Annotated in this window: 14 protein-coding genes and 1 pseudogene; 7 read left to right on the forward strand and 8 right to left on the reverse strand. The window is 62.5% G+C overall.

Annotation, left to right across the window (positions count from 1 at the left end; translation table 11 throughout):
• Positions 1-5 precede the first annotated feature (5 nt).
• The 5 genes from X771_RS139170 to X771_RS139150 all read right to left on the reverse strand — a co-directional run bounded on the left by X771_RS139170 (position 6) and on the right by X771_RS139150 (position 3,601).
• Positions 6-467, reverse strand: coding sequence for a RidA family protein (locus tag X771_RS139170; protein ID WP_023673109.1), 462 nt, complete (start codon positions 465-467; stop codon positions 6-8).
• 117 nt (positions 468-584) lie between these two features.
• Positions 585-1,379: an amino acid ABC transporter ATP-binding protein gene (locus X771_RS139165; RefSeq protein ID WP_023690058.1), complete on the reverse strand. Its 795-nt coding sequence runs from the start codon at positions 1,377-1,379 to the stop codon at positions 585-587.
• Positions 1,380-1,383: 4 nt separating this feature from the next.
• Positions 1,384-2,034 carry an amino acid ABC transporter permease gene (locus tag X771_RS139160; protein WP_023684027.1) on the reverse strand — a complete coding sequence of 217 codons (651 nt, stop codon included), beginning with the start codon at positions 2,032-2,034 and terminating at the stop codon, positions 1,384-1,386.
• Position 2,035: 1 nt separating this feature from the next.
• Positions 2,036-2,701, reverse strand: a complete 666-nt coding sequence (locus X771_RS139155; protein ID WP_023673106.1) for an amino acid ABC transporter permease — start codon at positions 2,699-2,701, stop codon at positions 2,036-2,038.
• 69 nt (positions 2,702-2,770) lie between these two features.
• Positions 2,771-3,601: a transporter substrate-binding domain-containing protein gene (locus X771_RS139150; RefSeq protein WP_023673105.1), complete on the reverse strand. Its 831-nt coding sequence runs from the start codon at positions 3,599-3,601 to the stop codon at positions 2,771-2,773.
• Positions 3,602-3,756: 155 nt separating this feature from the next.
• Here X771_RS139150 and X771_RS139145 point away from each other — a divergent pair, with 155 nt between their 5' ends.
• Positions 3,757-4,572, forward strand: coding sequence for an IclR family transcriptional regulator (locus X771_RS139145; protein ID WP_023684025.1), 816 nt, complete (start codon positions 3,757-3,759; stop codon positions 4,570-4,572).
• 24 nt (positions 4,573-4,596) lie between these two features.
• On the opposite strand, the gene X771_RS139140 is transcribed toward X771_RS139145, so the two are convergent.
• Complete coding sequence (locus X771_RS139140; RefSeq protein WP_023673103.1) at positions 4,597-4,800, reverse strand: YdcH family protein; 204 nt, start codon at positions 4,798-4,800, stop codon at positions 4,597-4,599.
• Positions 4,801-5,039: 239 nt separating this feature from the next.
• Between X771_RS139140 and X771_RS139135 the strand changes: the two genes are divergently transcribed.
• The 6 genes from X771_RS139135 to X771_RS139110 all read left to right on the forward strand — a co-directional run bounded on the left by X771_RS139135 (position 5,040) and on the right by X771_RS139110 (position 10,321).
• Positions 5,040-5,219 (forward strand): YdcH family protein, encoded by a 180-nt coding sequence (locus X771_RS139135; RefSeq protein ID WP_023684024.1) that lies wholly within the window; start codon positions 5,040-5,042, stop codon positions 5,217-5,219.
• Between the two features lie 287 nt (positions 5,220-5,506).
• Positions 5,507-6,760 carry a flavodoxin-dependent (E)-4-hydroxy-3-methylbut-2-enyl-diphosphate synthase gene (gene ispG / locus X771_RS139130; protein WP_023690059.1) on the forward strand — a complete coding sequence of 418 codons (1,254 nt, stop codon included), beginning with the start codon at positions 5,507-5,509 and terminating at the stop codon, positions 6,758-6,760.
• 3 nt (positions 6,761-6,763) lie between these two features.
• Entirely contained in the window at positions 6,764-7,621 is an 858-nt protein-coding gene (locus X771_RS139125; protein WP_023690060.1) for a lytic transglycosylase domain-containing protein, read from the forward strand.
• 8 nt (positions 7,622-7,629) lie between these two features.
• Entirely contained in the window at positions 7,630-8,181 is a 552-nt protein-coding gene (locus X771_RS139120) for a chloramphenicol phosphotransferase (RefSeq protein WP_023690061.1), read from the forward strand.
• Positions 8,182-8,357: 176 nt separating this feature from the next.
• The gene (locus tag X771_RS139115) at positions 8,358-9,488 is read left to right on the forward strand and encodes a sterol desaturase family protein (RefSeq protein WP_023690062.1); all 1,131 of its coding nucleotides are present in this window, start codon (positions 8,358-8,360) and stop codon (positions 9,486-9,488) included.
• Between the two features lie 80 nt (positions 9,489-9,568).
• Positions 9,569-10,321 carry a Stf0 family sulfotransferase gene (locus tag X771_RS139110; RefSeq protein ID WP_023690063.1) on the forward strand — a complete coding sequence of 251 codons (753 nt, stop codon included), beginning with the start codon at positions 9,569-9,571 and terminating at the stop codon, positions 10,319-10,321.
• Here X771_RS139110 and X771_RS01000000165450 read toward each other — a convergent pair.
• Positions 10,322-12,674 (reverse strand): annotated as a pseudogene (locus X771_RS01000000165450) (response regulator).
• An 85-nt stretch (positions 12,675-12,759) separates the two neighbouring features.
• Positions 12,760-12,945: a hypothetical protein gene (locus X771_RS139105; protein WP_023684018.1), complete on the reverse strand. Its 186-nt coding sequence runs from the start codon at positions 12,943-12,945 to the stop codon at positions 12,760-12,762.
• Positions 12,946-12,948 lie beyond the last annotated feature (3 nt).

The raw sequence follows: 12,948 nt of genomic DNA on the forward strand, positions 1-12,948 counted from the left end.
GACGGTCAGGCGGCGATCTCGACGACCGCTTCGATTTCGACGGTGATGTTTCCAGGCAGCGAGCCGACCCCGATCGCCGAGCGGGCATGGCCGCCGATCTTGTCGAAGACGCTGGCGAACAGGTCCGAGCAGCCATTGACCACTTTCGGGTGGTCGCTGAAGGTCGGCGTCGCATTGACGAAGCCGAGCAATTTGACGACGCGCACGATGCGGCCGAGATCGCCGGCGGCGGCGTGCATGACGGCGAGCAGGTTGAGGCCGGTGAGGCGGGCATGCTCATAGGCCTGCTCGACGGTGACGTCCTCGCCGACCTTGCCGGTGCACAGCGTGCCGTCGGCGCGCAGCGGCCCTTGACCCGAAAGAAAGATCAGCCGGCCGCTTTCCGCATGGGTGACGAAATTGGCGATCGGCGTCGGCGGCTCGGGCAGCGTCAGGCCGAGCTCGGCGAGCCGGATGTAAGGCGTCATGGAAGAATTCTCCTTGGGACGGCCTGTTGTTTTACGCAATTCCCAAGGGAAAGCGCTTCGCGCTTTTCCCGGGAAAACCGCTTACACTTTTCCTGGAATTGCTTTGGGCCGCCCATGTCAGAAATGCGAGGCGCGGAACCGCGCCAGGAAAGAGCGCAGGCGCTCATTGGTGGTCTCTTCGGCAAGGATCTCCTTCGGCGGGCCAACAGCGCTGACACCGCCATCGGCCATGAAGACAATGCGGCTCGAAGCGTCGCGGGCAAAGGCCATCTCGTGCGTGACCATCACCATTGTCATGCCGTCTTCGGCCAGGCTGCGCACAACGGCCAGCACCTCGCCGACCAATTCGGGATCGAGCGCGGAGGTGATCTCGTCGAGCAGCAGGATCTTTGGCTCCATGGCGACTGCCCGCGCTATGCCGACGCGCTGCTGCTGGCCCCCGGAGAGTTCCGCCGGCAGGCTGTCGGCCTTGTGGGCCAGGCCGACGCGGCTCAGCCAATGCTCGGCGATCTGGCGCGCCTCGGCCTTGCTCTTGCCGCGCACCTTGGTGAGGCCGAGCATGATGTTGCCGGCGGCGGTGAGGTGCGGAAACAGGTTGAAGCTCTGGAACACCATGCCGGTTTCGGCGCGCATATTGGCAAGGTCGCGCTCGCTGCGCCGCTGGCGCGCGCCGACCTCACGAAAACCGACCTCCTTGCCGTCGATTCGGATCGAGCCTGAGTCGTAGCTTTCGAGAAAGTTGACGCAGCGCAGCAGGGTGGTCTTGCCGCTGCCGGAAGGGCCGATGACGGTGACCACCTCGCCCCTGTCCACCTTGAGGCTGACCGAGCGAAGCACCTCGACCGAACCAAAGGCTTTCGAGACCCCGGCAATGTCGAGAAGGGCAGCATTGTCGTTCGAGCTTGTGGCCATCGTGCTAGTCCCGGATGAAGGCAAAGCGCCGTTCCAGCCGCCGGCTGGCGTAGGAAAGCGCATAGTTGACCGCGAAATAGATCAAGGCGCCGAGGATGTAGAGCGGCATCGCCTCATAGGTGCGGCCGATGACCTGGTTGATCGCCTGCATCAGGTCGGTGATGCCGAGCAGCGAGACCAGGGCGCTGCCCTTGACCGCATCGGTGACGCCGTTGATCCAGGGCGGCAGGAAGCGGCGGAAGGCCTGCGGAAAGATGACGTAGGTGAGCCGCTGGCGGAAGGTCAGCCCAATCGCCATCGCCGCCTCGGACTGCCCCTTGGGAATGGAGCCGACGGCGCCGCGGAGATACTCAATGACCTGCGCGGTCTTGAACAAGGTGAGCGCCAGCACCGCCGCCGAGAAGGATTGCAGATGCAGGCCGATGGCCGGCAGGCCGTAATAGACGAAGAACATCAGCACCAGGATCGGGATGCCGCGGATGGTGTCGGAGAAGATGCGCACGGCCCAGCGCAGCGGCGCCGGGCCGTAGACCAGGCCGACGCCGAGCGCGACGCCGGCAATCAGCGACAGCACCACGACCAGCAGCGACACCCACAAAGTGATGGCGAAGCCCTGGGCGAGGAACGGTACGGCGTAGAGGATCTGGCTCAGCATGTCAGCGCGCAGCCCTGAACCGGCGTTCGACCAGCCGCAGCCCGAAGAGCAGGGTGTAGCCGGTCACCAGGTACATCGCCGTCGTCACCAGATAGACCTCGACAATGCGGAAGGTGTTGAAGTTGATCCACTGGGCGCCGAAGGTGAGCTCGGGCACCGAGATCACCGAGGCGATCGACGTGTCCTTGAACAGCGAGATGAAGGTGTTGGACAGCGCCGGCAGCGTGATGCGCAGCATGGTCGGCAGGCGCACATGAACCAGCCGCTGCCAGGGCGTCAGGCCGATGGCTTTGCCGGCATCGAGCTGGCCGCGCGGCACGGCTTCCAGGCCGGAGCGGAACACCTCGACCAGATAGGCGCCGCTATAGACCGACAGCGTCAGCACGAACGAGGTCGGCGCGTCGTAGGCGACGTCGATCACCGTCGGCAGGCCGTAGAAGACAAGATAGACGAGCAGGATCAGCGGCACGTTGCGGATGAATTCGACGTAGGCCGCAATGATGGCGCGCACCACGCGTCCTGCCGAGACATACCAGACCGCCAGCATCAGGCCGATGACGACGCCGATGGCAATCGAAATCACGGCAAGCTCGAGGCTGAGCAGAAGGCCGCCCCACAGCTTGTCGAAATGCCGCCAGATCAGGTTGAAGTTGAGCGTATAGCCCATGCGTCTCCCGCAATAACCAAGGGGATGCGAACTAGAAGGCGGAAGGGCTAACCCTTCCGCCAGCACTTGTCAGACAACCGGGAAACCGGGATGGCGGGCCGGCGGCTCCTGGCCGAAATAGTCCTTGAAGGCGGCGTCGTAGAGTGCGGTCTCATGGCCGAACATAGCGATGGTGAAGGTCTGGTTGACGAAGGTCAGCCAGTCCAGGTCGCCCTGCCTGACCGCCGCGCCGTAGAGCATCGAGTACCAGCTCTTGCCGGCATCGAAATATTTGTCGGGGTTGCGCGAGGCCAGCCAGCGCACGGTTGAAAGATCGACAGCGGCGGCATCGGCGCGTTTCGATTCCAGTGCCTGCAGCACATTGGCCTGAGTGTCGATCTGCAGCACCTGCGCCTCCGGCAGGGCGTAATGGACCGAGCTTTCGGCATCGACATTCTGCAGGATCGAGATGCGCGTCGCCGAACCACCGGCGAGCAGCTTGTCGAAGGTCTTGTTTTCCGCCGTCGGCAGCGTCAGCAGGGCGACGCCCTCGACATAGTATGGCCTGGAGAAGTGGATCAGCTGCGAGCGCTGCGCGGTCATGGTCATGAACTGGATGGTAATGTCGACCTTGTTGGTGGTGACATTGGGGATGCGCTGCGCCGGATCCTGCATGACGAACTCGACCTTGCTCGGATCGTCGAACAGACCCTTGGCCAGAATGCGGCCCATGGTGATGTCCATGCCGACTAGCTCGCCGGCATCGTTTTCGAAATGCCATGGCGCGTTGGTGCTGCCGGTGCCGACGATCAGCTTGCCGCGGTCAAGCGCGGTGCGCAGAACGCTGTCGGATGCGGCTTGTGCCGCCGCCTTTTCGGCGCTGACAGCGGTCATCACGCCCGCCGTTGCAAGCCCGGCCATGCCCAGTTTCAGAAAATCTCGCTTGGATGCGTCGTTCACTGCGACCTCCTGTTGTTTGAGTTCCCCTACAGACACACGTGTCGCCGACCTGAATTGTCTCTTACAATAGACATATGTATCCTATACAAGACAGATACTAACATCAGGAATCAGTTATGCAAGACAGCAATGGACTCACGGATCGGGCGGAGCTTGGTCCAGCCGAGAGCCCGACGCCCGACAAGACCTCCGGCTCGCGCGAGAAGGGCCTCAACCGGGTGCTGGAGATCCTGGACTTCCTGCATGTTACGCAGCGCGCCATCGGCATTGGCGATCTCGCCAAGGGGGTGAATGCGCCGCGCTCCACCACCTATACGCTGGTGCGTTCGCTGGTCGATGCGGGTCTCCTGGAGATGGAGGGCGACGGCAACCGGGTCTATTTCGGCAAGAAGCTCTACCTCTATGGGATGGACTATGTCAGGGGCAACGACCTGCTTAGGCGGGGCCGGCAGGAGGTCGACAATCTGTCGCGCGAGACCGGCGAGACCTCCGAATTGTGCATGCTGCAAAGCGGGCGCTATACCATCGTCCATTCCAGCCCCGGCACCAGGCCGTTCCGCATCAGCTCGGCCACTGGCTTGCAGATCCCGCTGCCATGGACGGCATCGGGGCGGCTGCTTCTGGCCGGATTGGAAAGGGCCGCCATCCAGGACATGGTCTCGGAAGACGACCTTTTGCTGCCCGACGGCCGCAGGCTGCAGTTCGACGACTTCATTGCCGATATCGCGACGGCCAGAACGACCGGCTATTGCATCACTTCGGGGCTGGTCGACGCCTACACCAAATGCCTGGCCGCCCCTGTCTTCGCGGCCGCCGGCAAGGTCGAGGCGACGATGTGCCTGGTGGTGCCGATCGACACTTCAGCGGAGAAGACCGACGAATTGCTGACGTTGCTGCGCCATCGCGCGGCGCGGCTGTCGATAGCGGGGTGAGCAGTTAGGCCCCGAGGCCGTCGGCTAAGCGATGATGTCCGGAATGATCTTGTCTTCCAGCGCCATCAGCCGGTCCTTGAGGAAAAGCTTCTTCTTCTTCATGCGCTGGATCTGCAAGGGGTCGCAGCCCATGGCGATCATCGCATTGATGGCCGCGTCGAAATCGGCATGCTCCTGCTTCAGGCGGGAAAATTCGAGGCGGACATCGGCCTTTTCCTGGTCGGACATTCTCTACCGTCTGCATGTCTGCGGCGCCCGGCAATGGGCATGATTGGGCGGGGGCGGCATCAATTGCCGCCGGCGCGCAGCCAATATCACATATCACATTGTCGTGGAATGCTACCACGCAGCATTCGACATCGCAGCCGGATGGTGGCAGACTGTCATGGTGCCGTCACAGATGCGACCTGCGGTGGACGTGCCTTTGACGGCTGCAATCGAGGAAACCATGAAAGGGAGAACCAATCATGTCTCTTGCATCCCATCTTGATGAGTTGCAGCGGAAACACGGTGATATCGAACGCGAGATCGACGATGCGATGAACCATCCATCGGTCGACGACCTCGAAATCGTGAATCTAAAGCGACGCAAGCTGGCACTCAAGGACGAGATTGAAAAACTGAAGGCGAAACCGACGAGACACTGACGCCCTTCCAGGATTAGACGCGCCGCCTTGGCGCGTGACTATCGCTCCGGTGGCGACATGCCGCCGGAGGCCTGTTTTTGCTACTGATTCCGATACTGTTGGCCGGCGAAACCCGTCTGTGGGGTCGCCGCGCTGCTGCGATTTGGCGGCTCTGCTTGTCTGTCGCCATTGACAAGCCATCTTTGCTCCTCCACCTCATGCCCGAACCTCAGCGCTATGCGCTGATAGCTGTTTGAGCGTGCGTCGACGTGGACGTATGTCGCTCGGGTGATCAAGAGGCTGCCGGCATGACCGGGTATTTTTCCTCCCCCTTTGCGCGCCGGACATCGGTCGGCGTCGATGTCGGCGGCGTGGTCGTCGGCGGCGGCGCGCCGGTCGTGGTGCAGTCGATGACCAACACCGACACGGCCGATATCGACCAGACCGTCGCGCAGGTTGCGGCTTTGCATCGCGCCGGCTCCGAGATCGTGCGCATCACCGTCGATCGGGACGAGAGCGCCGCCGCCGTGCCGCGCATCCGCGAACGGCTCGAACGGCTCGGCATCAATGTGCCGCTGGTCGGCGACTTCCACTATATCGGCCACAAGCTGCTGGCCGACCATCCAGCCTGCGCCGAGGCGCTGGCCAAATACCGCATCAATCCTGGCAATGTCGGCTTCAAGGACAAGAAGGACCGCCAGTTCGCCGCGATCGTCGAAATGGCGATCAGGCATGACAAGCCGGTGCGCATCGGCGTCAATTGGGGGTCGCTCGATCAGGAGCTGCTCACCCGGCTGATGGACGAAAACCAGCGCCAAGGCTTTCCGCTGACGGCGCAGGAAGTAACCCGCGAAGCGATCGTGCAGTCGGCCATCCTGTCGGCCGAAATGGCCGAAGAGATAGGCCTCGCCCGCGAAAAGATCATCCTGTCGGCCAAGGTCAGCGGCGTGCAGGATTTGATCGCCGTCTATGCCGAGCTTGCCACGCGCTCCAACCATGCGCTGCATCTTGGCCTCACCGAAGCCGGCATGGGATCCAAGGGCATCGTCGCCTCGTCGGCTGCCATGGGCATCCTCTTGCAGCAAGGCATTGGCGACACCATCCGCATCTCGCTGACGCCGGAGCCGAATGGCGACCGCACGCGCGAGGTGCAGGTCTCGCAGGAACTGCTGCAGACCATGGGCTTCCGTCAGTTCGTGCCGATCGTCGCCGCTTGCCCCGGCTGCGGCCGCACGACCTCCACCGTGTTCCAGGAGCTCGCCCAGAACATCCAGGCCGATTTGCGCAAGAACATGCCGGTCTGGCGGGAGAAATATCCCGGCGTCGAGAACCTCAAGGTCGCGGTGATGGGCTGCATCGTCAACGGCCCCGGCGAATCCAAGCACGCCGATATCGGCATATCGCTGCCCGGCACCGGCGAGACGCCGACCGCACCCGTCTTCGTCGACGGCAAGAAGTCGGCGACGCTGCGCGGTCCGTCGATCGCCGCCGATTTCGAAAAAATGGTTGCCGACTATATCGAGCGGCGGTTTGGCCAGCACGGCAAAGCCGCGGCCGAATGAGCCATGCGGGGGCTGCTCAAAGCCGGGGTGATCCTGCTCTGCGGGCTGAGTGCCGGACAGGCACTTGCCGATCCACCGCAATCGCGCTCGGCGGCGAAACGATTGATCGGCCGTGTCTGTGACCTGATCGAGACGCATGCCGAGCGGAACGGCCTGCCGAAGGATTACTTCGCCCGGCTGATCTGGAAAGAAAGCCGCTTCGATCCCAATGCGGTTAGCCCGGTGGGCGCCGAAGGCATCGCCCAGTTCATGCCGGGCACCGCCAAAATGCGCGGGCTGGCCGATCCTTTCGACATCGAGCAGGCGATCCCGGCTTCGGCGAAATATCTCGGCGAGATGAAGCTCGCCTACGGCAATCTCGGCCTGGCGGCGGCCGCCTACAATGCCGGCGAGAACCGGGTGTCGCGCTGGCTGGGTTCGGGCGGCTTCCTGCCGATGGAGACAGAGAGCTATGTCTTCGACGTCATGGGCGAACCCGTCGACAAGTTTTCCGACAGCGCCTACGCCGGAACGATCGAGCCGCTCGACGCGAAAACCAGCTTTCCCGTCGCCTGCCGCAAGCTGCCGGTGATCATGTCCAGAACCGTGGCGATGGCCTCGATCAATGTGAAGCCATGGGGCGTCCAGGTGGCCGGCAATTTCCGCAGGGGAGCTGCGATCAATCAGTGGCTGAGGGTCAGGAGCCGGTTTCCGGCGCTGCTTTCCGGTCCTGACCCGGTGGTCAGCCGGGTGCGCACGCCGATCGGCCGACGCGGCATCTACGCCGTCAGGATCGGCGTCGACGACCGTGCCGCCGCCAACGTCATCTGCCAGAAACTGCAAAGCGTCGGCGGCGCCTGTATCGTCGTGCGCAACCGATAGGGGGCGACATGACGGCCAAAATCGTCCTGCTTAATGGCGTCGGCAGCGCCGGCAAAAGCTCGATCGCCAGGGCGCTGCAAACAATCGCCACCGAGCCCTTCCTGCATGTCCAGATGGATGCTTTCATCGACATGCTGCCGCCGGCGCTGCAGGATCATGCCGACGGGTTTTCCTTTGAGACCGTGCTGGAAGACGGCAAGCCGTCGGTGGTGATCAGGAGCGGGCCGGTCGGCGCGCGAGCCATGCGCGGCATGCGCCATGCCATCGCCGCCATGGCCGGGCAAGGCAACAATCTCATTGTCGACGACGTGATCTTCAATGACGAGATAGCGGAGCACCGCAAGTTGCTGTCGAGCTTTGACCTGCATCTGGTCGGCGTCATGGCGCCGCTGGAGGTGCTGGAAGCGCGCGAGGCCGCGCGCGCCGACAGGCTGCCTGGCCTGGCGCGCTGGCAATATGGACGCGTCCACAAGGGCATGGACTACGACCTCGAAGTCGACACCAGCCGGCTGACGCCGCTTGAATGCGCCCGTCGCATCCAGGAAAGATTCCGACTATAGTGGCCGGTGTTCTTTTGTTGCAATCATGGCTCTTCCAATCGCCCAAAAGCGATAGTCACCCGTCATGTGCAGGGTCGTGGCGATTAAATATTAATGAGCCCTGCTGTAGCAAAAGAGGTCGATATCTCCGACGAGAGCTTTTTTGCGATCGTCAAAAAGGCGGGGCATAGGGGGCGGTGGCAAATTTCCTTAGACGCGTTGTAAGTGAACTTGAAACGCCGCGCGCCAAACGGCCGTTCGGTTCTGGCTGGCTGTCCGGCTCGATTGGCTTGCTTGCCGGGGTCACCGCCCTGCTGATGGTCATCGTGCTGCGCTACCCGTCGCTTACATCGATGCCGGATCTGGCCCCCATCCACCAGATGCTGTTCTTCAAGCCGGTGCTCTATTTCGTCCTCATCTCCGGCTATATCCTGGCGATCCTCAGCATGACGCTGCGCAGGCAAAAGACGCTCGGCGCGGCAGCGATGTTCACTGTGCTGCTGGCGTCGCTGGTCGGCATGCTTCCGGTGCGCCATCAACTGCACATCGACGGGGTGTTCTTCGGGCTCGATTTCTTCATCCTGAACGCCTTGTTCATGGGTGTGCTGTTCGTCCCGCTCGAACGTCTTTTCGCGCGCAACAAGGATCAGACCGTGTTCCGCGACGAATGGCGCGAGGACCTGTTCTACTATCTGGTCTCGTCGCTGCTGGTGCAGATTTTGACCTACCTGACCTTGGCGCCGTCCAACTTCGTCAATTCACAGGGCGCCCTTGGTTCGGTGCGCGCCTGGGTCCACGGCTTGCCGTGGCTGGTGCAACTGCTGGCGGTGATGTTCCTGACCGACCTTGCCCAGTATTGGGTGCATCGGGCCTTTCATCGCATTCCCTGGCTGTGGAAGTTCCATGCCGTGCACCATTCCGCCAAGTCGATGGACTGGATTGCCGGTGCGCGCATGCATTTCCTGGAAATCATCGTGCTGCGCAGCCTGACGGCCACCCCGATGTTCGTGCTGGGGTTCGATGAATCGGCTATCCAGACGTATATATTGATCGTCTACGTCTATTCGTCGTTCATCCATTCCAACATCGGAACCAGTTTCGGTCCAGTCGAAAAGGTGCTGGTGTCGCCGCGTTACCACCACTGGCATCACGGCCTCGAAAAAGAAGCGATCGACGTAAATTTCGCCATCCATTTCCCGCTGCTCGACCGGCTGTTCGGCACCCATCATATGCCCGAAGGGCGCTGGCCGAACGGCTACGGCATTCACGGACATCCCGTTCCGAACGGATACTGGCAGCAATTCCTCTATCCCTTCCGGCGCGGCTAGACTGGAGCCTTTCGCGAAGCGCGCGTGTCACCGCGCCCTGGCGGGGTTAGCCCAATCCATGACAAGCGACAGAGTCCCAGATGCTTGACGGCTACATAATCTGCGGCACGCCGAGAACCGGAAGCACTTTGCTGTGCGGCCTTCTGGCCTCGACGAAAACAGCCGGCGATCCGCACTCATTCTACCGGCGGCAGGACAAAGCGGAATGGGCCGAAGAGTGGAAATTGCCGCATCCCGAGACGATGAGCGCGCATGATTTCGACGTCGCCTATCTCGGTGCGGCAATCAGCGCGGGAAGGGGCGGAACAGGCGTCTTCGGCTTGCGCCTGATGCGGGAAAACCTGGGTGAACTCTCGGCCATCCTCGACCGGATCTACCCAGACCTGCCATCGGACAAAGCACGCTTTGAAAAGGCCTTCGGCCGGATCCTCTACATCCATCTTTCGCGCGAAAACAAGCTGGCGCAGGCGGTGTCGCTGATCAAGGCCGAGCAGACTGGGCTTTGGCACATCGCGCCCGACGGAACCGAGATCGAACGGGTCGCACCGCCGCAGGAACCCCGCTACGATTTCAAGCGGATCCAGCGCGAGCTTGCCGAACTCGAAGCCTATGACGCGGGCTGGAATGTCTGGTTCGCGGAGCAGGGGATCGTCCCGCTGCGAATCGGCTATGAGCGCCTGTCAGCCGATCCGGCAGCGGCATTGGCATCCATCTGCGAGGCCCTGGGTGTTCCGGCGCCGAATGCCGCCGACATAAAGCCTGGTGTCGCCAAGCTCTCGGACGAGACCAGTCTCGACTGGATGCACCGCTATTGTCTGGACGCGGCGATTTGATCAAGCCCTCTTTACCGCCACCGTTTCGCTGAGCCATGTGCCGATCTTGCTGCCGAGACGGTCGGGCGACACCGGCTTGGGCAGATAGTCGTCCATGCCGGACTCGATACATTTGTCGCGGTCGCCCTTCAGTGCGTGCGCGGTGACGCCGATGATTGGTGTGTGATTGCCACTCGCTGCCTCCGCCGCCCGGATGGCGCGGGTCGCCTCGTAGCCGTTCATCTCCGGCATGGAGACGTCCATGAGGATCAGCTTCGGTCCCAGCGCCCGGTACATCTCGACGGCCGTGCGGCCATTGCTGGCGATGCGGTAGCTGAGGCCAAGCCCATTGAGGATCTGGCCGAACACCAGCTGGTTCACGTCATTGTCCTCGGCGATCAGAATATCGATCGGGCCGTTTGGCGTGGCGATCGATTCAGGCACTGTGGCCGCCGGAATTGCCGGGCCGCGAATGACGGTGAAGGCGGGTGGCGCCACAGGTGCCGCCTGCGGAACAACAGGCTCGCGAACAAACTGGGCCTTGCCGATCTGGGCCCGCACTTTCTGGATTGCCGAGATGACGGTGCCGAGCAGGACGGCCGAGCGCGCCGGCTTGGTGAGATGCGCGGCGATGCCGAAATCGATGACCATCTTGCCGAAATCGACCTGATCGACCGAGGTCAGCAGCACCACCGGGATGGCGGAGAGACGGCTGTCGGCGGAAATCGCCTTGGCGACATCGGCGCCGTTCATGCCGGGCATCTGGTAGTCGAGGATGATGCAGTCGACCGCAGCACCGAGTTGGCTGGCCCGGTCTAGAAAGGCGAGGCCGACGGCGCCGCTTTCGGCGGCCGCGCAGTCGAAGCTCCAGCTTCTGAGCTGCTCCAGCAAGATCTCGCGGTTGACCGGGTTGTCGTCGATGACCAGCACGCGAGCGCCGGTGACATCGACCGGCACGACCTCGTTGCGCGTGTCCTGCTGATGCGCCGGCAGCGGCACGGCGAACCAGAACACCGAGCCGCGGCCGATCTCGCTTTCGACGCCGATCTTGCCGCCCATCAGNGCCCATCAGATCGATGAGGCGGGCGGCGATGGCAAGGCCGAGGCCGGTGCCTTCATGGCGGCGCGTCGACGAGCCGTCGACCTGCGCGAATTTCTCGAACACGTTCTCGAGCTTCTCGGCAGGAATGCCGATGCCTGTGTCCTCGACGCGGACCTTGAGCTGGACCATGCCGTCGACCACCTCGCCGCCGACATCGATCAGCACATGGCCCTTCTCGGTGAACTTCACCGCATTGCCGAGCAGATTGGTGACGATCTGACGGAACCGTCCGGCATCGCCGACGACATGGGCAGGCAGGCGCGGGTCGACACGCACGATCAGCTCGAGGTTCTTTTCGGCGACGCGCGCCGACACCAGTGTGGCCACGTCCTCGACCGCTTCGGCAAGCCGGAAGGGTGCAGGATCGAGCGTCAGCTGACCGGCATTGATCTTGGAGAAATCGAGGATGTCGTTGATGATGGTGAGCAGCGCATTGCCGGACTTGACGATGACTTCGGTGAAGGTTTTCTGGCGCGCGTTAAGCTCGGTCTTGGCGAGCAGTTCGGCCATGCCCAGCACGCCATTCATCGGCGTGCGGATCTCATGGCTCATATTGGCCAGGAATTCCGATTTGGCGCGGTCGGCCGCTTCGGCCTTGAACAAGGATGCGGCGGATTCGGTGAAGGCGCGGCGGATCGCCTTTTCCATCGGCCGGAAGATCCAGAGGGCAACGATGGCAAGAACCGCGAACAGAAGGCCGCTTGCCCACAACAGCAGCCTGTCGCTGGAGGCGTCGGCCAGATGGCGTTCGCCATCCATGGCGGTACGCACACGCACCAGCATCGGCTGGACGAACAGGTCGTTCTGGTTGAGGATTTCGCGCGAACTCCATTCGTCGGTCTGTTGCGCCGCCGACATCTGGTTGAAGTTGCGCACGATGTCGCGCGACGACCAGAACAGGTCGCCGTTGACGGCGGCCGACGAGAGTTCGTCCAGCGTTTTGGCCGACAGGCTCGGCTTGATCGCGGCCAACTCCGCGGACAGTGTTTCGATCTCGCTGGTCAGGCGTTGCGAATGGCCGCGCGCTGCGGCGGCAAGGCCGTCACGGGTTTCGGTGCGCCAGGTCGTGCTGGCGGTTTCGGCAAAGCTGGAGGCGTTGCGCAGGTCGCGGGTGAAGACGACGAGATTGCTGCTCAGCGCGTCGATGTCGTGGCGGAAGGAATTGACGCGATTGAGCGCAAACATCACCGCGGTGGAAGCCAGCGCAAAGATGAGCAATCCCGAGATGTAGCGGATCCGGATCGAGCGGATGAAGAAAGAATATTCCGGCATGCGCAACCCCAACACATACGCATCATTTTAACGGTCGGGATTACGCTTGATTTACATTAAAATTCCGTTCGCGCCTGGCGGGCCGTCAAGATCCTGGCTGCACGTGCCCGGAGTTGGCGCCATAGAGGGTGGCATCGCATTCGCGCATCATGCGCAGTGCTTCTTCCTCGGTCAGGCCGAACTTGCGCATCATGCTCCGGATTTCGGGGCCTACAGCTATCTCCACCGGTCTTGCCGCCTGGCGGGTCTTCCTGGCCTTTTTCTTGGACATCAG

This window comes from Mesorhizobium sp. LSJC269B00 (assembly GCF_000502815.1).
In the GTDB taxonomy this organism is placed as follows: domain Bacteria; phylum Pseudomonadota; class Alphaproteobacteria; order Rhizobiales; family Rhizobiaceae; genus Mesorhizobium.